Origin of the sequence: Streptomyces sp. B93, from assembly GCF_018070565.1 — a bacterium.
GTDB lineage: Bacteria > Actinomycetota > Actinomycetes > Streptomycetales > Streptomycetaceae > Streptomyces.
In genome coordinates this window covers 213,965-232,422 of record NZ_JAGPXL010000009.1, presented here as the reverse complement: position 1 = coordinate 232,422, position 18,458 = coordinate 213,965, and the positions used below count along the sequence as shown (strand labels likewise).

Genomic DNA, 18,458 nt, shown 5'->3' with positions numbered 1-18,458 from the left:
CTCCCCGCACGGCCGCGGCGCAAGGCGGTACGGTGGGGCGTGAAGGATGCGGCTACGCGGTCCGAGGAGGGAGCCACCGATGATTCTGCTCCGTCGCCTGCTGGGTGACGTGCTGCGTCGGCAGCGCCAACGCCAGGGCCGTACTCTGCGCGAAGTCTCCTCGTCCGCCCGAGTCTCACTCGGCTATCTCTCCGAGGTGGAGCGGGGGCAGAAGGAGGCTTCCTCCGAACTGCTCTCCGCCATCTGCGACGCGCTGGACGTACGGATGTCCGAACTGATGCGGGAAGTGAGCGACGAACTCGCCCTCGCCGAGCTGGCGCAGTCCGCTGCGGCCACCCCCAGCGAGCCCGTGCCCACGCCGGTTCGTCCGATGCTGGGTTCCGTCTCGGTGACCGGTGTGCCACCGGAACGGGTGACCATCAAGGCACCCGCCGAAGCGGTGGACGTGGTCGCCGCGTGACGACTCCCCGGCGAGCGCGCCGACGAGTCACTGGCTGACGAAGAGTACGAGGCCCCGACCGGGGCTCCTCCGGGCAGGACCGGAGGAGCTGGGTCGGGGTTTTCGCGTTGGTCCGTTTGCCGGATCGGAGGGCCGCGGTCATCGTGGAGTGACCGAGCGGCCCCCCAACGGAGGTGCGGATGTACGTCGTGAAGAGCCCGCTGCCGGAACCGGATCTGAAGACCGTTTCCGAGGCCTTGCAGGGCGCACTCGTCGATCTGGTGGACCTCGCGCTGATGGGCAAGCAGATCCACTGGAACATCGTCGGGCCGCGCTTCCGGTCCGTGCACCTCCAGCTCGACGAGGTGGTGGACACCGCGCGAACGCACTCCGACACCGTGGCCGAGCGCGCCGCGGCGCTGGGGGTCCCACCCGACGGGCGGGCCTCGACAGTCGCCTCCGACAGCGGGATCGATGCCGTGGCAGCGGGCTGGATCAGGGACACCGACGCGGTGGGCGTGCTCGTGGACGCGCTGGGGGCGGTGATCACGCGGATGCGGGAGCGGGTCAGGGCGACCGCGGAGGCGGATCCGGTGTCGCAGGATCTGCTGATCGGGATCACGGCGGATCTGGAGAAGCACCACTGGATGTTCCAGGCGGAGCACGCGTGAGGCGGGTCGCGTACCGAGGCCGGTCGGTGCACGTGGTGAGCGGTCGGTGGTGAGCGGTGGTGGGCGGTGCGCCGTTGTGCCGCTGGTGCGCCCTCCCCGCCGGTGAGGTGGCTCTCTAGCGTCGTCCCTGTGGGGCGAGGAAGGCCTACTGCGTCGGGCAGCACTGCGTCGGGCTGGAGGTGGCGGGGCCATGGTCGGGCGGATAGCGCGGTGGGGGGCCGCTGCCGGGCTGGGGGCGGTGTGGTGGTGGGCCGCGGCGCGGCTCGCGGTGGCCCCGGAGGCCGGGTTGGTGGAGGGGGCGGTCGGGGCCGGGGGGTGGGGGCTGAGTCTGCTGCCGGTGCACTGTGTGGCGAAGGGGCGGGCGGTGGGGGCCGTCGAGGTGGGGAGGTGGGGGGCGGCTTGGCGGGGGGAGAGGCTGGGGCGGGGTGTGGGGGGTGATTCCCGGGCTGATGAGGCTTTCAGTGCGGGTGCGGGTGCGGGTGCGGGTGCCGGTGCCGGTGCGGCTGCGGTTTCGGCGGGGGAGGTTGGTGCGGCTGGTGCGGGCAGTGGTGGTGGGGAGGCGGGTGCGGCTCCTCGTGCGCGGCGGGCTGAGGAGGGGTGATCACCACGGCATCGCCACCCCGCCGTTCGGGCGGAGGATCTGGCCCGTCGTGAAGGCGGACGCGTCGGACGCCAGGTGGAGGACGGCATGGGCGACGTCCTCCGGTTCGCCGACCCGGCCGAGCGGGGACATCCGGGCCATGCGTGCCTCGGTGTGCGCCTGGGTCTCGCTGTCCGGGCGGTCGGTCATGGGGGTGCGGATCCAGCCCGGGGCGACCGCGTTCACCCGGATGCCGTACCTGCCGACCTCCGCCGCCAGGGTCTTCGTCAGCTGCACGACCGCCGCCTTGGCCGCGCCGTAGCAGAGCAGGCCCGGGGCGCCGGTGTCGACGGCGCCGGAGGCCATGGTGACGATGCTGCCTCCGGACCTGTGGGCCAGCATCAGACGGACCGCCTCCTGGCAGGCGTGGAGGACGCCCTTGAAGTTGACCTCCAGCACCCGGTCGAGGTCTTCGTCCCTGGTCTCCAGGACCGGGCTGCTGTGCATGACCCCGGCGATCGCGGCCAGCACGTCCAGGCGTCCGCAGGAGGCCACGGCCTCCCCGAGCCGGTCGCGGTCGGTGACGTCGAGGTGGTGCGGGTGGGCGGTGCCGCCCAGCGCCTTGATGCGGGTCGCCGTCTCGTGCAGGCCCTGGGCGTCGCGGTCCGCGCAGTGGACGGTGGCGCCCGCCCGCGCCAGCAGCACCGCCGAGGCGCGGCCGATGCCGCTGGCGGCTCCGGTGACGAAGGCGGTGCGTCCGGTGAGGTCGTAGGCGCTGGGGGTGGGGTCATGGGCCCCGCGGGCGGGAGCCGGTACGGGGGCGGGGGCCTTGGGGGTGGGGGCGTGGGGCTCGCGGGTCGGGTTGTGCGGCTCGGCGGCCATGTGGGCAACGTACGGCTGTTTCTGACGGGTCGTCAATTGGTGGGGCGGGGGCGGCTCGGGCGGTTCGACGGTCGGGCTCGGTGGGCCTGGGGGCTGCCGGGGGCCGGGGCCGGGCCGGGCTGGCAGGTGGGGCACCAATAGGTGGGGCGTTCCCGGGAGCCGTCGCCCTGGTCGGCGACACGGATCGGGGTTCCGCAGCGCAGGCACGGGCGGCGGGCGCGGCCGTACACGAACAGGTCCTGGCCGCGGCGGCCGGTGGTGGAGCGGACCGGGCGGTCGCGGTTGGCCTCCAGGAGCTTCTTGGCGAGGGCGACCATGCGTGCTGCCTGGTCGGTGGGGAGGGCTCCGGTCGGGAGCCAGGGGGTGATGCCGAGCAGGAAGCACAGCTCGCTCTTGTAGACGTTGCCGATGCCCGCGAGATTGCGCTGGTCGAGCAGGGCCTGGCCGAGGGGGCGGTCGGGATCCGTCAGGAGGTTGGTGAGGGCGTGGCCGGGGTCCCAGTCGGGGCCGAGGAGGTCGGGGCCCAGGTGGCCCACGGCTCGGTCCTCGTCGGTGGTGCGCAGGAGTTCCAGGACGGGGAGGCGGTAGCCGACGGCCGTACGGTCGGGGGTGCCGAGGATGGCACGGATCTGGTGGGTGGGGCCGCCCGTCCAGCGCTGGCCGGGCGCGTACACCTTCCAGGAGCCGTCCATCCGCAGGTGCGAGTGCAGGGTGAGACCGCCCTCGACGCGGGTCAGGAGGTGCTTCCCGCGTGGGGTGACGTCCAGGACCCTGCGGCCGGTGAGGTCGGCGGTGGCGTACTTCGGGACGCGGAGGTCGGAGCGGGTCAGCACCTTGCCCGCGAGCGCGCCGTGCAGCCGTCTCGCGGCCTGCCAGACCGTGTCTCCTTCGGGCATGGGTCCAGGGTGACACGGCGGGGCGGGTGGCTCGGCTCCGGTCAGGCTCTCAGGCGCAGGCCGCGCGGGGTGGCGATGAAGCCCGCTCCTTCCAGGAGGGTGCCGATGGGGGAGGTCAGGGCCGGGGTGCCGTTGACGCGCTCGACCGTGACCGTGCCGAGTGAGCCCGCGCGGGCGGCGGTGGCGAGGGCCTCGGCGGCGTCCTGGAGGCGTGGATCGTCGGTGGGTGCGGTGTCCGGATCGGTGGGCCAGGCGAGGAGGGTCTTGCCGCCGCGTTCCATGTAGAGCGCCAGCTCACCGTCGACGAGGACCACCATCGAGCCCGCCTTGCGGCCCGGCTTGTGGCTCGCGCCGTCCGGCGGCTCGGGCCAGGGGAGGGCGGCGCCGTAGGCGTTGGCGGGGTCGGCCGCTGCCAGCACCACCGCTCGGGAGGTGGCGGAGGCGCGGGTGCGGTGGGTGTCGTACGGCGAGCGGGAGCCGTTCTGCCAGGGCGGTGTGCCCTGGGGTGCGAAGTCGCGCGGGGAGACGTAGTCGCCCGGGGAGGGATGGGCGGACGGGGTGTCGTAGCCGCCGTCGGGGGAGGGGGCGAACGGGTCGGGGGCGCCGAAGTCGTGGGTGGCGAAGGGGTCGTTGGCGAAGGGGTCGGTTGGGGCGTCTGCACGGACACCGGTATCGGCTTCGGTTTCCGCTTCGGGGAAGGTGGCGGTCGGCATGGCCGCGTCCGCTGGGAAGCCGTCGCCGAAGTCGGCGGGGGGCGGGGCGGCGGCGCCGCGGTCGCGGGCGTTGGCCACCGCGCGGAGCCGGTCCACCGCGCCGTCCATCGCGAACTGGGCGGCGCCCAGGCCCTCCACCACATAGCCGCGCCGGGCCTGACCGGTCTCCTCGAAGGCCGACAGGATGCGGTACGTCGCCGAGAAGCCGCCCTCGACCCCCTCGGCGGCGACGGCTCCCCGGGTGACCACGCCGTGCCGGTCGAGGAGGGTGCGGGCCAGGGCGTGGGCGCGCACGGTGGTGTCCGGTTCGCGGGTGGGCAGCAGGGACCAGCGTCCGGCCACGGTGGGCGGGCCGCTGCGGGACGCGGGACGTGCGGCGGCGGTCAGGGAGCCGTAACGCCCGCGTGGGACCGTGCGCTTGGCACGGTGGGCCGTGGAACCCGCGGTGCGGCCGGAGCCCAGCAAGGAGCGCATGGGGGTGAGCGTGTCGTTGGTGAGCCGTCCGGACCAGGCCAGCTCCCAGAGGGCGTCGGCGAGTTGGGGGTCGGTGGCGTCGGGGTGGGTGGTGGCGCGTACCTGGTCGGCGATCTGCCGGAAGAACAGGCCGTAGCCGCCGGAGAGGGCGTCGAGGACGGACTGGTGGAGCGCGGTCAGCTCCAGCGGGTGCGGTGGCGGGAGGAGCAGGGGGGCCGCGTCCGCCATGTAGAGGGAGACCCAGCCGTCCTTGCCGGGGAGGGCGCCCGCCCCCGCCCAGACGATCTCGCCGGACGCCGTGAGTTCGTCGAGCATCGCCGGGGAGTAGTCCAGCACGCGGGACGGGAGGACGAGCTTCTCCAGGGCGGAGGCGGGGACGGAGGCGCCCTGGAGCTGCTCGACGGCGCGCACCAGTCCGTCCGGGCCGCGGAGGCTGTGGCCCTTGCCGATGTGCTGCCACTGGGGGAGGAACTGGGCGAGCGCCGGGGGCGGCACCGGTTCGAGTTCGTGCCGCAGGGCCGCCAGGGAGCGGCGCCGGAGCCGGCGCAGCACGGCCGTGTCGCACCACTCCTGGCCGATGCCCGCCGGGTGGAACTCGCCCTGGACGACCCGGCCGCTCGCGGCGAGGCGCTGGAGGGCGCCGTCGGTGACGGCGACGCCGAGGCCGAAGCGGGTGGCGGCGGTCGCCGAGGTGAAGGGGCCGTGGGTACGGGCGTAGCGGGCGAGGAGGTCACCGAGGGGGTCCTTGACCGGTTCGGTGAAGGCCTCCGGGACGCCCACGGGCAGGGCGGTGCCGAGGGCGTCGCGGAGGCGGCCCGCGTCCTCGACGGCCGCCCAGTGGTCGGCGCCCGCGATGCGGACCCGGATGGCGCGGCGGGCCCCGGCCAGTTCCCCCGCCCACTGTGGTTCGGCGCCCCGTTCGGCCAGCTCGGCGTCCGTGAGCGGGCCGAGGAGCCGCAGCAGGTCGGCGACGCCCTCGACGTCCTTGACGCGGCGGTCGTCGGTGAGCCACTGGAGTTCCCGCTCCAGCTCGGTCAGCACCTCGGCGTCGAGCAGCTCGCGCAGCTCCGCCTGGCCGAGCAGCTCGGCCAGCAGCCGTGAGTCCAGGGACAGCGCGGCGGCGCGGCGCTCGGCGAGCGGGGAGTCCCCCTCGTACAGGAACTGGGCGACGTAGCCGAAGAGGAGGGAGCGGGCGAACGGGGAGGGTTCGGGGGTGGTGACCTCGACCAGGCGGACCTTGCGGGACTCCAGGTCGCCCATCAGCTCGACCAGGCCGGGGACGTCGAAGACGTCCTGGAGGCACTCGCGGACGGCTTCCAGGACGATCGGGAACGAGCCGAACTCGCCCGCCACCTGCAGCAGTTGTGAGGCGCGCTGGCGCTGCTGCCACAGCGGGGTGCGCTTGCCGGGGTTGCGGCGCGGCAGCAGCAGCGCGCGGGCGGCGCACTCCCGGAACCGGGACGCGAACAGGGCGGAGCCGCCGACCTGGTCGGTGACGGTCTGGTCGACCTCGCCCTTGTCGAAGACCACGTCCGCGGCACCGACCGGGGCCTGGTCGGCGTCGTACTCCGTGCCCCCCTTCACGGGCTCCTGGTCGAGCAGGTCAAGGCCCATCAGATCGGCGTCCGGCAGACGCAGCACGATGCCGTCGTCGGCGTGCATGACCTGGGCGTCCATGCCGTACCGCTCGGAGAGGCGGGCGCCCAGCGCGAGTGCCCACGGGGCGTGGACCTGGGCGCCGAAGGGGGAGTGCACGACGACCCGCCAGTCGCCCAGCTCGTCGCGGAAGCGTTCGACGACGATGGTGCGGTCGTCCGGGACGTGGCCGCAGGCCTCGCGCTGTTCCGCCAGGTAGGACAGGACGTTGTCCGCGGCCCAGGCGTCCAGGCCCGCCGCGAGCAGGCGGAGGCGGGCGTCCTCCTCGCTGAGCGCGCCGACCTCGCGCAGGAACGCGCCCACCGCGCGGCCCAGCTCCAGCGGGCGGCCCAGCTGGTCGCCCTTCCAGAAGGGCAGCCTGCCCGGTACGCCCGGCGCGGGGGAGACCAGGACGCGGTCGCGGGTGATGTCCTCGATGCGCCAGGAACTGGTGCCCAGGGTGAAGACATCGCCCACGCGGGACTCGTAGACCATCTCCTCGTCCAACTCGCCGACCCGGCCGCCGCCCTTCTTGGGGTCGGCTCCGGCGAGGAAGACGCCGAAGAGGCCGCGGTCGGGGATCGTGCCGCCGGAGGTGACGGCGAGGCGCTGGGCGCCGGGGCGGCCGGTGATCGTGCCGGTGACCCGGTCCCACACCACGCGCGGGCGCAGCTCTGCGAAGGCGTCGGACGGGTAGCGGCCCGCGAGCATGTCCAGGACGGCCGTGAAGGCGGACTCGGGCAGGGCCGCGAAGGGGGCGGCACGGCGGACCAGGGCGAGCAGGTCGTCGAAGTGCCAGGTGTCCATCGCGGTCATGGCGACGAGTTGCTGGGCGAGGACGTCCAAGGGGTTGGCCGGGATCCTCAGGGACTCGATGGCGCCGGTGCGCATGCGTTCGGTGACCACCGCCGACTGGACCAGGTCGCCGCGGTACTTCGGGAAGACCACGCCGGTGGAGACCGCGCCGACCTGGTGGCCCGCGCGGCCGACGCGCTGGAGGCCGGAGGCGACGGAGGGCGGGGACTCCACCTGGACGACCAGGTCCACGGCGCCCATGTCGATGCCCAGCTCCAGGCTGGAGGTGGCGACCACCGCGGGGAGGCGGCCGGCCTTGAGGTCCTCCTCGACGAGGGCGCGCTGCTCCTTGGAGACCGAGCCGTGGTGCGCGCGTGCGATGACGGGCGGGGCGCCCTGGGCGGCGCCCGAGCCGCCCATGAGCTGGGCGGGGGCGTGGTGCTCGTCGAGGGTCTCGCCGGTGGCTCGTTCGTAGGCGATCTCGTTGAGGCGGTTGCAGAGGCGCTCGGCGAGGCGGCGGGAGTTGGCGAAGACGATCGTGGAGCGGTGGTTCTGGACGAGGTCGGCGATGCGCTCCTCGACGTGGGGCCAGATCGAGGGGCGTTCGGCGCCCTCGGAGCCGTCCGTGGCCGGGGCGGCGCCCAGTTCGCCGAGGTCCTCGACCGGGACGACCACCGAGAGGTCGAACTCCTTGCCCGATTCCGGCTGGACCGTCTCGACCTTGCGGCGGGGCGAGAGGAAGCGGGCCACCTCGTCGACGGGGCGGACCGTGGCCGAGAGGCCGATGCGGCGGGCGGGGCGGGGGAGGAGTTCGTCCAGGCGCTCCAGGGAGAGGGCGAGGTGGGCGCCGCGCTTGGTGCCCGCCACCGCGTGGACCTCGTCGAGGATCACCGTCTCGATGCCGGTCAGGGCGTCGCGGGTGGCCGACGTCAGCATCAGGAAGAGGGATTCCGGGGTGGTGATGAGGATGTCCGGGGGGCGCGTGGACAGGGCGCGGCGCTCGGCGGCGGGGGTGTCGCCGGAGCGGATGCCGACCTTGACCTCCGGTTCGGGGAGGCCGAGGCGGACGGACTCCTGGCGGATGCCGGTCAAGGGGCTGCGGAGGTTGCGCTCGACGTCGACGGCGAGGGCCTTGAGGGGGGAGACGTACAGGACGCGGCAGCGCTTCTTGGGGTCGGCGGGCGGGGGAGTGGAGGCGAGCTGGTCCAGGGCGGCGAGGAAGGCGGCGAGGGTCTTGCCGGAGCCGGTGGGAGCGACGACGAGGACGTCGGAGCCCTGGTGGATGGCCTGCCATGCGCCTGCCTGGGCCGCGGTGGGCGCGTGGAAGGCGCCCGTGAACCAGCCGCGGGTTGCGGGGGAGAAGGCGTCCAGGGGGCCCTGCGCGTCGCTGACCATGTGTCCATCCTGCACCTCGGGACTGACAATGCGGCTGACCTGCGGATACGTCGGGGTGTGGTGTGCCTGCGGCGGCACCTGCGCGTGGGTGGGGGTGCGCGTGGCGCATCAGGCGGTCGGGGGCGGGGCCCGGCCAGGGGTTCGCGGGTCCATGAGAATGGGGGCATGGAGTCTCGGGAGCTGGCGCGGCACTGGCGGTATGAGGAGCTGCCCGGTGTCGATCTGCTGCGGGCTCGGTATGTGCGGAAGTCGTTCCTGCGCCATACGCACGAGCAGTTCGTGATCGCCGCCGTGGTGGACGGGGTGGAGGTCTTTCATCATGGTGGGGGTGACCAGTACGCGGGGGCCGGGGCGCTGGCTCTGGTGAATCCTGATACGCCGCACACCGGGCGGGCGGGGGTGCCCGAGGGGTGGCGGTACGGGGCTGTGTATCCGTCGAGTGCGGTGGTCGGGGCGATTGCCGCTGAGACGACCTCGTTGCGGGGTGCGGTGGGGTTCGTGCGGCCCGTCGTCGATGATCCTTATGCGGTGAGGGTCGTGCATCAGGTGTTGCGGGCCGCCGAGGAGGGCAACGCGCTGGCCGCGGACACCTTGTTGCGGGTTGTCGTGACGCGGTTGCTCTGGGCGAACGGTGGGGCTCTGCCCCGGCGGGACGTGCGGTCGGCGGGGGCGCGGAACGCGGGGCGGGCCCGGGAGGTGCTGGAGGCGCGGATGGCGGCGCCGCCGAGTCTGGAGCGGCTGGCGGGGGAGCTGGGGACCAGCCCGTTCGCCCTGTTGCGGGCGTTTCGGGAGGTGCATGGGATGCCTCCGCATGCCTGGCTGACCAATGCGCGGGTGGAGCGGGCCCGGCGGCTGCTGGAGGCGGGGACGGCGCCCGCGGAGGCCGCCGTGGCGGTGGGATTCAGCGATCAGTCGCATCTGAACCGGCACTTCAGCCGGATCGTGGGGGTGCCTCCGGGTGCCTATCAGCGGGAGCGCAAGAACGTACAAGAACCGGCGTGAGGGGCGCGGCTACCGTCCGGGGCGTGGTTGATCAGACGGTTGTCGTGGATACGCGCGGTGATGCCCGTGTGGTGCGGGACGCGCTGGGCGTCGGTGTCGCGGTGGGGTTGTCCGGGTTCGCCTTCGGGGTGACCTCGGCCGGTAGTGGGCTCACCGTGTGGCAGACCTGTGCGCTGAGTCTGTTGGTGTTCACCGGTGCTTCTCAGTTCGCGTTGGTGGGGGCGCTCGCCGGTGGGGGTGGGTGGCTCGCGGCTTCGGCGGGGGCCCTTTTTCTGGGGGTGCGGAACGCGTTCTACGGGTTGCGGCTTTCGCAGGTGCTGTCGTTGCCGCGGGGGGTGCGGCCGTTCGCGGCTCAGTGGGTGATCGACGAGACGGCGGCCGTCGCGCTGGCGCAGCCCTCTCGGCGTTCCGCGCGGATCGGGTTCGTCGTCACCGGGCTGAGTCTTTATGTGCTGTGGAACGTCACCACGCTCGTGGGTGCGCTGGGGGCCGAGGCCATCGGGGACACGGAGGCATGGGGGCTCGATGCGGCCGGGCCCGCGGTCTTCCTGGCGTTGCTGGCGCCGATGCTGAGGAGTGGGGCCGAGCGGGCCGTCGCGGGGCTTGCCGTGGTGCTCGGGCTGGGGCTGCTGCCCGTGCTGCCCGCGGGTGTGCCGGTGCTGGTCTCGGCGCTCGCGGCGCCGGTGGTGCTGTGGGCGCGTGGGCGCCGGGGCGGTGAGGATCGTTGAACGTGTGGATCGCCGTCGGTGTGACGGCTCTCGGGTGTTATGTCGTCAAGCTCTGTGGGCTGCTCATCCCTGCCGGGGTGCTGGAGAGGCCGCTGGTGAGGCGGCTCGCCGCCCTGCTGCCCGTGGCGCTGCTCGCCGCCCTCACCGCTCAGCAGACGTTCGCCGACGGGCGGGTGCTGGTGCTGGACGCGCGGGCGGCCGGGCTGGCCGCAGCCGCCGTGGCGCTGGTGCTGCGTGCTCCGTTCCTGCTGGTCGTCGCGGCGGCCGTGGTGGTGACGGCGGGGGTGCGGGCGCTGGGCGGGTGAGGCTCAGCCGATGGCGCGGCCGTGGGACCTGAGGGTGCGCAGTGCCTCGATCGTCACCATGGGGCGTGCCTCCGTCACCGTGGTCGGTGCCCAGCGGCGCCAGGTGACGGGCCAGCCGCCGTCCTCCTGCTGGGCGGCGGCGAGGAAGTCCAGGGAGCACGCCATCTCGTCGTCGGTGAACCACGCGCGCGCGAGGGAGCGCGGGCTGCTCGCGTAGTCGTGGGGGAAGTGGTGCTCGTCGGGGGCATAGCCGGGTGCCACGGGGTGGGCGTCGAGGTGGTCCGGGTCGAGGACGGCGAGGCGGTGCTCGCGGACCAGACGGCCCAGGCGGTCGGCGGCCGCCTCGGCGCGCGGGCGGTCGGGGACGGAGTCGAGGAAGGTGACGGCGGCCTCGATCTCGTACGGGTGCGAGCGTTCCAGGGACTCGACCGCCTGCCAGCAGAAGTCGGTGGCGCGGAACAGCCAGGCGTGCCACACCTCGTTGCGGTGCAGCAGGCCGACCACCGCTCCGGTGGTGAGCAGGTCGCCGGGCGGGTCGTCGAGGAGGGGGACGAAGGGGGCCGCGGGGTAGCCGCGCTGGCTCGGGCCGACGGCGGGGAGCGCGCCCTGCGGCGTGGACACGGTGGTCAGGTAGCGGCACACGCGTTCGATGCGCTGTCCGGCGCAGCGTCCGATGGCGTCCAGGACGCGCAGGGCGCGCGCGGTGTGCAGCGGCTGGCTGACCGGGCCGCGCAGATCGGGCTCCAGGGCGTGGCCGTAACCGCCGTCGTCGTTGCGGTAGGCGTCGAGCGCGGTCTCCACGGGGTCCGCGGTGCCGTTCAGGAAGTGGTACGTGAACAGGCGCTGCTCCAGCACCCGCGCGGTGAGCCAGACGAAGTGCTCGGCGCGGAAGAGCGGGGAGCGCGCCGGGGGGAGTGGGGATGCTCCGGTTTCGGCCATGGAGCGACCGTAGGGGGTGGCGGGGTGCCGGGAGGCGGTCCCGGCCGGGCCCCACTCAGGGGCGGGATACTGGTGTCATGCGGTTGACGGTCTTCTGGGAGCGGATGGCGGAGCACTTCGGTGCGGGGTACGCCGAGACGTTCGCGCGCGATCATGTGATGTCGGAGCTGGGCGGACGCACGGTGAACGAGGCGCTCGACGCGGGCTGGGAGGCCAAGGAGGTGTGGCGCGTGGTGTGCTCGGTCATGAACGTGCCACGGGAGAGGCGCTGACCCGTCACGAAGATCGCGGCACGGCACCGATCACCGCCCGCGTGGGCGAGACTTGCACCGTGGCACCCATAGACGAGACCGCGCAGGCCGATCCCTCCGACTCCTCGACGCCGTCCGCCCGGCCCCGGGTCGACGGCGTCGCCGCGCCCGGCGCGCGCATGCCCCGCTGGCTGCCGCGCGCGATGGTGCTGGCGCTCACGCTCGTCGCCCTGTTCCAGCTGGGCAGCTGGGCCTTCCACCAGCTCACCGGGCTGTTGCTCAACGTGCTCATCGCGTTCTTCCTGGCGCTGGCCATCGAACCCGCGGTGAGCTGGATGGCCTCGCGGGGGATGCGCCGGGGGCTCGCCACCTTCCTGGTCTTCCTCGGCCTGGTCGTCGCGGTCGCGGGGTTCGTCACCCTGCTCGGCTCGATGCTCGCCGGTCAGATCATCAGGATGATCGAGGGGTTCCCGGAGTACCTCGACTCCGTCATCAACTGGGTCAACACGACCTTCCGCACCGAGCTGAGACGCGTCGACATCCAGGACAGCCTGCTGCACTCCGACTGGCTGCGGAAGTACGTCCAGAACAGCGCCACCGGCGTCCTGGACGTCTCCGCGCAGGTGCTCGGGGGACTGTTCCAGCTGCTGACGGTCACGCTGTTCTCGTTCTACTTCGCCGCCGACGGGCCGCGGCTGCGGCGGGCGCTGTGCTCGGTGCTGCCGCCCGCCCGGCAGGCCGAGGTGCTGCGCGCGTGGGAGATCGCCGTCGACAAGACCGGCGGCTATCTGTACTCCCGCGGGCTGATGGCGCTGATCTCGGGCGCCGCCCACTATGTGCTGCTGGCGTTCCTGGACATCCCGTACGCGCCCGTGCTCGCCGTCTGGGTCGGGCTGGTGTCGCAGTTCATCCCGACCATCGGCACCTATCTCGCGGGTGCCCTGCCCATGCTGATCGCCTTCACGGTGGATCCCTGGTACGCGCTGTGGGTGCTGGTCTTCGTCGTGATCTACCAGCAGTTCGAGAACTACGTGCTGCAACCCAAGCTGACCTCCAGGACCGTCGACATCCACCCCGCCGTCGCCTTCGGCTCGGTCATCGCGGGCACCGCGCTCCTCGGCGCGGTGGGCGCCCTGATCTCCATCCCGGCCGTCGCCACGCTCCAGGCCTTCCTGGGGGCCTATGTGAAGCGGTACGACGTCACCGACGACCCCCGAGTCCAGGGGCACCGGCGGCGCGTGCCGGGGCCCCGGCTGGCCACGCGCGCGCGTCAGCTGTGGGCCCGGGAACCGGCGGCCGGGTCCGAGGAGCGGCCTGCCTGAGGGGCGGTGCCGGGGGGCCGCGGGACGGGGAACGGGGGGCCGAGAGTGCCGCGTGGTGCGCTTGACACGAAAATCGAACATCCATTCTTATGGAGGCTCCGGCAGGCTTCCTGACGGGGATTTCGTCCCGGTTCGGGGCGAGATGCCCCCTGGTTATCCACAGGCCGGACCCGCGTCGGGGCGCATTGTCAGTGGCAGGCGTTAGCGTCTTGGACGTGAAGCGATCGACTCAAGCAAACCGGGTGGAACCCATGGCAGGCACTGACCGCGAGAAGGCGCTCGACGCCGCGCTCGCACAGATTGAACGACAATTCGGCAAGGGCGCGGTCATGCGCATGGGCGAGCGGTCGAAGGAGCCCATCGAGGTCATCCCGACCGGGTCGACCGCCCTCGACGTGGCCCTCGGCGTGGGCGGCCTGCCGCGCGGCCGTGTCGTGGAGATCTACGGCCCGGAGTCCTCCGGCAAGACGACCCTGACCCTGCACGCGGTGGCCAACGCCCAGAAGGCGGGCGGCCAGGTCGCCTTCGTGGACGCCGAGCACGCCCTCGACCCCGAGTACGCGAAGAAGCTCGGCGTCGACATCGACAACCTGATCCTGTCCCAGCCCGACAACGGCGAGCAGGCGCTGGAGATCGTGGACATGCTGGTCCGCTCCGGCGCGCTCGACCTCATCGTCATCGACTCCGTCGCCGCGCTCGTCCCGCGCGCGGAGATCGAGGGCGAGATGGGCGACTCGCACGTGGGTCTCCAGGCCCGTCTGATGAGCCAGGCGCTCCGGAAGATCACCAGCGCGCTGAACCAGTCCAAGACCACCGCGATCTTCATCAACCAGCTCCGCGAGAAGATCGGCGTGATGTTCGGCTCGCCGGAGACCACGACCGGTGGCCGGGCCCTGAAGTTCTACGCCTCGGTGCGTATCGACATCCGGCGCATCGAGACCCTGAAGGACGGCACGGAGGCGGTCGGCAACCGCACCCGCTGCAAGGTCGTCAAGAACAAGGTCGCGCCGCCCTTCAAGCAGGCCGAGTTCGACATCCTCTACGGCCAGGGCATCAGCCGCGAGGGCGGCCTGATCGACATGGGCGTGGAGCACGGCTTCGTCCGCAAGGCCGGTGCCTGGTACACGTACGAGGGCGACCAGCTCGGCCAGGGCAAGGAGAACGCGCGCAACTTCCTCAAGGACAACCCCGACCTGGCCAACGAGATCGAGAAGAAGATCAAGGAGAAGCTGGGCGTCGGCGTGCGACCGGAGGAGCCCGCCGCCGAGCCGGGCACCGACGCCGCGGTCACCGCCTCCCCGGACGCCGCCAAGGCGGCCCCGGCCCCGGCGACGGCCAAGGCCGCCAAGACCAAGGCCGCCGCAGCCAAGAGCTGACCCGTGACACGACGAACCGACTGGGCCGAGTACGAGTACGCGGCCTCCGGTGCCCCACGGGGGAGGGGCATCGGAGGCGGCACCGGTCCGGTGCACGGGGACCACGGACGCGGGGACGGCCCGCTTCCCGAAGGGCACGACGGCGACGCCTCCGGCCCCGACGACGGCCGCCGGGACCCGGACTCGGGCGGTGGCCGGCGCCGTGGGGCGCGTGGGCGCCGCAGGCGTGGCTTCTCAGAGGCGGACACAGAGGACGGGGGCGCCTTCTTCTCGTCGAGGGCCGAGAAGGTGGAGTCCTCAGGGGACCCGGCTGAGCGGGCTCGGGCGATCTGCCTGCGCCTGCTCACCGGGACCCCGCGCACACGCAAGCAACTGGCCGACGCGCTGCGCAAGCGGGAGATCCCGGACGAGGTCGCCGAGGAGGTGCTGTCGCGGTTCGAGGAGGTCGGGCTGATCGACGACAGCGCGTTCGCGGACGCCTGGGTGGAGTCCCGGCACCACGGCCGGGGGCTGGCCCGGCGCGCGCTCGCGCGGGAGCTGCGCACCAAGGGCGTCGACTCGGCGCTGATCGACGAGGCCGTCGGCCAGCTCGACTCCGAGCAGGAGGAGGCGACCGCCCGCGAACTCGTCGCCCGCAAGCTGCGTGCCACCCGGGGTCTCGACCGCGACAAGCGGATCCGCCGCCTCGCCGGGATGCTCGCACGCAAGGGCTACCCCGAGGGCATGGCCCTGCGGGTGGTGCGGCAGGCGCTGGAGGAGGAGGGCGAGGACACGGAGTTCCTGGACGGCGAGGGGTACTGACGCGCCCTGCGGAGCGGGTCAGGACCGCGCGGGTGCCCGTTGTGCAGGCTTAGTGTGCGCGCCGGGAAGGGGTCGGGCGGTTTGCGACGGGGTTAGCTTCGGCCGTCCAGTCGTACGGCTCGAAAAGGCGGCCTGCCCGTGTCCCTGCCTGTCCGCGCACGAAGATCCCTGAGGAGGGCCGCCTGTCCGCGACGGTCTCCAACTCGGCCGGGGACACCGGTGAACTGGCCGTTACCAACACCATCGCCCTGCTGCGCGACTGGCGGGCCGAGAAGATCGCCAAGACCCCGATCCGGCTGATCACCAAGGACAACGCGGACACGGCGCCGCTGTACTGCCCCGAGGAGATCTGACCCGCCACCGCCACTGCCACCAGCGCTACCGGGACACCGGCAGCCCCGCAGCCCGCCACGCCTGGAAACCGCCGACCAGGTCGGTCGCCCGGCGCAGACCCAGCCGGTGCAGGGACTCCGCCGCCAGGCTGGAGGCGTAGCCCTCGTTGCAGACCAGGACGACACGCAGATCGTGACCCGTGGCTTCGGGCACCCGGTGGTCGCCCAGCGGATCGAGCCGCCACTCCAGCTCGTTGCGCTCCACGACCAGGGCACCGGGAATCAGGCCGTCCCGTTCACGCAGCGCCGCGTACCGGATGTCCACCAGCAGCGCCGCGCCGCTGCGCGCCGCCTCGTACGCCTCGAGCGGCTCCACACGGCCGTACCCGGCACGTACGCGCTCCAGCAATTCGTCGATTCCGACGGGCCGTTCGTGCGTGCCGCTCACTGCCAGTCCTCCGGACGCTCGACCTGCTCCAGGCGCAGGATCTGCCCGCTGCGGCTGTAGCGGCGGATCCGTGGCAGGGGCGGATGGTAGGCGTGGACGGAGACGGCGTGCCGGTCGGCCGAGTCGTTGTGCACCTCGTGGACGTGGTGCCTGCCGAAGGACCGGCCCCGCCCGGCCGGAAGCAGGCGTTCCCGGTCGACGCCCTCGGTGAGTTCGAGGGTTCGCCAGCCGTCGGTGGGCAGCCGCGCCGCCAACGAGTGCTCCCTGAGCACCCCGGCGGCGGTGGTGAAGGCGCCGATGGAGTCGGCGTGGTCGTGCCAGCCGGTACCGGTGCCGGGCGGCCAGCCGATCAGCCATGCCTCGCTGCCGCCCGGCCCGTCGAGCCGTACCCAGGTGCGGCCTTCGGGGTCGAGCGGGAGCGAGGCGATCAACTCGGCGTCGGCGGCGGTGCGCCGTACGAAATCGAGGAGGTCCGCCTGCGTGGGAGCGGAGGCGGAGGTGGAAACAGCGGGTGTGACAGACACGGGTACCGTCCTGGAAGCGTTCGCGTGAGAGGGCGCGGCGGCTCGGCCGCGCTGTGGAGAAGGTGCGAGTTCAGCAGGACGGACGACACACGCAGCCCGCGTAGCGGATGAGGTCCATATGGACCCTCCGCCACAGGCGCACACAGGTGTCGGTCATGAGCCGGAGTACAGCACGGCGCCGCACTCCGGTCAACTCGGCGTCAACATCGGGAAGTCAGCGCGATCCGGCCGCGGCCCCCGCCTCCGTCGCCGCGGTCGCCCGGTCCGCCACGGGGCCGCCGAGGGCCGCCTCGGCCGCCGAGTACAGGTCGGCCGGACGCACCCCGCCGAGCGCGGTGACCAGGTGGCCGTCGGGCCGGACGAGCAGCACGGTGTGTGCCGCCGCACCCGGGTAGCTCTCGGCGACCAGCAGCTCGGCGGGGTGCGGCAGCGCCTGCACCGCCGCGGCCAGCCGGGGCATGACCCCGGCGGTGACCCAGTGCTTGCGCTCCCACACGCCCGTACCCGGCGCGATCAGTACGACGAGGAGCGCGCCGCGGCCGAGCCGGTCCCGCAACCGTACGAAGGAGCCGTCCTCGGCGGTCACCCGCACATCGATGACCGGCGCCCCCGGCCGGGTGTCGACGGGGACCTCCGCCTCCAGGTGCTGGGGCGTGAGCGGTGAGGGGGCGTACGACCCGGGCGCGCCGAGCGCCCCGCGCCCCAGATGGCCGTCGCTGAGCAGCGCGTCGTGGCCCCGGGCGGTGCCGGGGACGTAGGCGCGCAGGCCCTTGCCGCCGCGCAGTATCGGCAGCGCCTGGTCGGCGGCGCGCAGCCGGGCGGCGACGACCGCGCGCCGCTCGGTCTGGTAGCTGTCCAGCAGCGCCTCCTTAGGCCCGTGGTGCCAGGCCAGCGCCAGCTTCCAGGCGAGGTTGTCGGCGTCCCGCAGTCCCTCGTCGAGCCCCTGGGTGCCGAGCGCGCCGAGGCAGTGCGCCGCGTCCCCGGCGAGGAACACCCGGCCGACCCGCCAGCGTCGCGCCAGCCGGTGGTGGACGGTGTGCACACCGGTGTCGAGCAGTGCGTACGACGGTGAGGCCCCGCCCGTCCAGCCCGCCAGGGTCTCCCGGACGCGCGCCACCAGCAGCTCGGGCGTGACCAGGTCCTTGCCGGGCGGCAGCAGCCAGTCCAGCCGCCAGACGCCGTCCGGCAGCGGACGCGCGGTCACCTCCCCGCCCGAGGGTCCCGACGTCCGCCACGGCGGCATCCGGTGGAGCAACGCCTGGCCGGGCCAGGGAAGTTCCGCGCGCAGTGCGGCGACGGCGTGACGTTCCACCGCCGTACGGCCGGGGAAGCGGATGTCCTGGAGTTTGCGCACGGTGGAGCGGGGGCCGTCGCAGCCGACCAGATAACTGCCCCGCCAGTACGTGCCGTTGGCGCCGCGGGTGTGCGCGGTGACGCCCGAGGCCTCCTGCTCGACGGCGTCGAGGCGGCTGTCGACGGCGACCCTGGCCAGCGGCTCGCGGGCGAGGGCGGCGCGCAGGGCCCCGGTCAGCAGGTGCTGGGCGATGTGCAGGGGCGACGGTCCGGCGGCCTCGGCGGGCTCGCCCGAGGGCTGGTCCGCGGAGCCGAAACCGAAGTCGGTGTCGGCGTCGTCCGTGTCGGCGCCGGGAGCGGGGTCGAAATGGAAGGCGCGCATCACCTGCTTGCGCCGCATCGACCGCCATCCGGCCCAATGGGCGCCCGCCTCGGCGATCGGCATCCCGGTGAGCCGCGCCAGCAGGGCGGCGGTGTCCTCGCGCAGCACGACGGTGCGGGCGAGCCGTGGTTCGTCCTTGCCCGGCCCCTCGTCCAGGACCACGGACGGCACCTCCTGGCGGGCCAGTGCCAGTGCGAGCGTGAGCCCCACGGGCCCCGCCCCGACGATGATCACCGGGTCCACGGCGCGGCGCCCCCTGCCCGTGGCGGTGTCCC

The 18,458-nt window shown here is 73.4% G+C and carries 17 protein-coding genes; 9 read left to right on the top strand and 8 right to left on the bottom strand.

Features of this window, described 5'->3' with window-relative positions; translation table 11 throughout:
* The first annotated feature begins 79 nt into the window (after window positions 1–79).
* Window positions 80–460 (top strand): helix-turn-helix domain-containing protein, encoded by a 381-nt coding sequence (locus tag KBY47_RS12100; RefSeq protein WP_003993396.1) that lies wholly within the window; start codon window positions 80–82, stop codon window positions 458–460.
* Window positions 461–639: 179 nt separating this feature from the next.
* Window positions 640–1,110 carry a Dps family protein gene (locus KBY47_RS12095; protein WP_210921045.1) on the top strand — a complete coding sequence of 157 codons (471 nt, stop codon included), beginning with the start codon at window positions 640–642 and terminating at the stop codon, window positions 1,108–1,110.
* A gap of 601 nt (window positions 1,111–1,711) precedes the next feature.
* Here KBY47_RS12095 and KBY47_RS12090 read toward each other — a convergent pair.
* Genes KBY47_RS12090 through KBY47_RS12080 form a run of 3 tightly spaced genes read right to left on the bottom strand, consistent with a single transcriptional unit; the run spans window position 1,712 to window position 8,480 of the window.
* Window positions 1,712–2,572 carry an SDR family NAD(P)-dependent oxidoreductase gene (locus KBY47_RS12090; RefSeq protein WP_210921044.1) on the bottom strand — a complete coding sequence of 287 codons (861 nt, stop codon included), beginning with the start codon at window positions 2,570–2,572 and terminating at the stop codon, window positions 1,712–1,714.
* 32 nt (window positions 2,573–2,604) lie between these two features.
* Window positions 2,605–3,468 carry an Fpg/Nei family DNA glycosylase gene (locus KBY47_RS12085; protein ID WP_210921043.1) on the bottom strand — a complete coding sequence of 288 codons (864 nt, stop codon included), beginning with the start codon at window positions 3,466–3,468 and terminating at the stop codon, window positions 2,605–2,607.
* A gap of 41 nt (window positions 3,469–3,509) precedes the next feature.
* Window positions 3,510–8,480 carry an ATP-dependent helicase gene (locus tag KBY47_RS12080; RefSeq protein WP_210921042.1) on the bottom strand — a complete coding sequence of 1,657 codons (4,971 nt, stop codon included), beginning with the start codon at window positions 8,478–8,480 and terminating at the stop codon, window positions 3,510–3,512.
* Window positions 8,481–8,645: 165 nt separating this feature from the next.
* On the opposite strand from KBY47_RS12080, the gene KBY47_RS12075 reads away from it, so the two are divergent.
* Genes KBY47_RS12075 through KBY47_RS12065 form a run of 3 tightly spaced genes read left to right on the top strand, consistent with a single transcriptional unit; the run spans window position 8,646 to window position 10,515 of the window.
* Window positions 8,646–9,482 (top strand): AraC family transcriptional regulator, encoded by an 837-nt coding sequence (locus tag KBY47_RS12075; protein WP_210921041.1) that lies wholly within the window; start codon window positions 8,646–8,648, stop codon window positions 9,480–9,482.
* 23 nt (window positions 9,483–9,505) lie between these two features.
* On the top strand, window positions 9,506–10,210 hold the full coding sequence (locus KBY47_RS12070; protein WP_210921040.1) for an AzlC family ABC transporter permease: 705 nt from the start codon (window positions 9,506–9,508) through the stop codon (window positions 10,208–10,210).
* Complete coding sequence (locus KBY47_RS12065) at window positions 10,207–10,515, top strand: AzlD domain-containing protein (protein ID WP_210921039.1); 309 nt, start codon at window positions 10,207–10,209, stop codon at window positions 10,513–10,515. The genes KBY47_RS12070 and KBY47_RS12065 overlap by 4 nt, the downstream gene beginning before the upstream one ends.
* Window positions 10,516–10,518: 3 nt before the next feature.
* On the opposite strand, the gene KBY47_RS12060 is transcribed toward KBY47_RS12065, so the two are convergent.
* Window positions 10,519–11,454, bottom strand: a complete 936-nt coding sequence (locus KBY47_RS12060; RefSeq protein WP_210921038.1) for a hypothetical protein — start codon at window positions 11,452–11,454, stop codon at window positions 10,519–10,521.
* Between the two features lie 77 nt (window positions 11,455–11,531).
* Here KBY47_RS12060 and KBY47_RS12055 point away from each other — a divergent pair, with 77 nt between their 5' ends.
* The 4 genes from KBY47_RS12055 (at window position 11,532) to recX (ending at window position 15,204) form a co-directional block, all read left to right on the top strand.
* A complete protein-coding gene (locus tag KBY47_RS12055; RefSeq protein ID WP_210921037.1) occupies window positions 11,532–11,726 on the top strand; it encodes a DUF3046 domain-containing protein in 195 nt (64 codons plus the stop codon).
* Between the two features lie 59 nt (window positions 11,727–11,785).
* Window positions 11,786–13,027 carry an AI-2E family transporter gene (locus KBY47_RS12050; protein WP_374103071.1) on the top strand — a complete coding sequence of 414 codons (1,242 nt, stop codon included), beginning with the start codon at window positions 11,786–11,788 and terminating at the stop codon, window positions 13,025–13,027.
* Window positions 13,028–13,278: 251 nt separating this feature from the next.
* Window positions 13,279–14,403 carry a recombinase RecA gene (recA, locus tag KBY47_RS12045; RefSeq protein ID WP_210921036.1) on the top strand — a complete coding sequence of 375 codons (1,125 nt, stop codon included), beginning with the start codon at window positions 13,279–13,281 and terminating at the stop codon, window positions 14,401–14,403.
* Window positions 14,404–14,406: 3 nt separating this feature from the next.
* A complete protein-coding gene (gene recX / locus KBY47_RS12040; protein WP_210921035.1) occupies window positions 14,407–15,204 on the top strand; it encodes a recombination regulator RecX in 798 nt (265 codons plus the stop codon).
* 378 nt (window positions 15,205–15,582) lie between these two features.
* On the opposite strand, the gene KBY47_RS12035 is transcribed toward recX, so the two are convergent.
* The 4 genes from KBY47_RS12035 to KBY47_RS12025 form a co-directional block, all read right to left on the bottom strand.
* Window positions 15,583–15,990 carry a rhodanese-like domain-containing protein gene (locus KBY47_RS12035; protein WP_247694588.1) on the bottom strand — a complete coding sequence of 136 codons (408 nt, stop codon included), beginning with the start codon at window positions 15,988–15,990 and terminating at the stop codon, window positions 15,583–15,585.
* Window positions 15,981–16,508, bottom strand: a complete 528-nt coding sequence (locus KBY47_RS12030; protein WP_210921033.1) for a cysteine dioxygenase — start codon at window positions 16,506–16,508, stop codon at window positions 15,981–15,983. Before KBY47_RS12030 ends, KBY47_RS12035 begins: the two co-directional genes overlap by 10 nt.
* A 70-nt stretch (window positions 16,509–16,578) precedes the next feature.
* Window positions 16,579–16,665 carry a putative leader peptide gene (locus KBY47_RS37355; RefSeq protein ID WP_310875732.1) on the bottom strand — a complete coding sequence of 29 codons (87 nt, stop codon included), beginning with the start codon at window positions 16,663–16,665 and terminating at the stop codon, window positions 16,579–16,581.
* Window positions 16,666–16,722: 57 nt separating this feature from the next.
* The gene (locus KBY47_RS12025) at window positions 16,723–18,426 is read right to left on the bottom strand and encodes an FAD-dependent monooxygenase (protein WP_210921032.1); all 1,704 of its coding nucleotides are present in this window, start codon (window positions 18,424–18,426) and stop codon (window positions 16,723–16,725) included.
* Window positions 18,427–18,458: the final 32 nt, after the last annotated feature.

Excerpts from the sequence above, each read along its gene's own strand:
- KBY47_RS12100 (WP_003993396.1), top strand. The coding sequence starts at position 80 with ATGATTCTGCTCCGTCGCCTGCTGGGTGACGTGCTGCGTCGGCAGCGC.
- KBY47_RS12095 (WP_210921045.1), top strand. The coding sequence starts at position 640 with ATGTACGTCGTGAAGAGCCCGCTGCCGGAACCGGATCTGAAGACCGTT.
- KBY47_RS12090 (WP_210921044.1), bottom strand. The coding sequence starts at position 2,572 with ATGGCCGCCGAGCCGCACAACCCGACCCGCGAGCCCCACGCCCCCACC.
- KBY47_RS12085 (WP_210921043.1), bottom strand. The coding sequence starts at position 3,468 with ATGCCCGAAGGAGACACGGTCTGGCAGGCCGCGAGACGGCTGCACGGC.
- KBY47_RS12080 (WP_210921042.1), bottom strand. The coding sequence starts at position 8,480 with ATGGTCAGCGACGCGCAGGGCCCCCTGGACGCCTTCTCCCCCGCAACC.
- KBY47_RS12075 (WP_210921041.1), top strand. The coding sequence starts at position 8,646 with ATGGAGTCTCGGGAGCTGGCGCGGCACTGGCGGTATGAGGAGCTGCCC.
- KBY47_RS12060 (WP_210921038.1), bottom strand. The coding sequence starts at position 11,454 with ATGGCCGAAACCGGAGCATCCCCACTCCCCCCGGCGCGCTCCCCGCTC.
- KBY47_RS12055 (WP_210921037.1), top strand. The coding sequence starts at position 11,532 with ATGCGGTTGACGGTCTTCTGGGAGCGGATGGCGGAGCACTTCGGTGCG.
- recA (WP_210921036.1), top strand. The coding sequence starts at position 13,279 with ATGGCAGGCACTGACCGCGAGAAGGCGCTCGACGCCGCGCTCGCACAG.
- KBY47_RS37355 (WP_310875732.1), bottom strand. The coding sequence starts at position 16,665 with ATGACCGACACCTGTGTGCGCCTGTGGCGGAGGGTCCATATGGACCTC.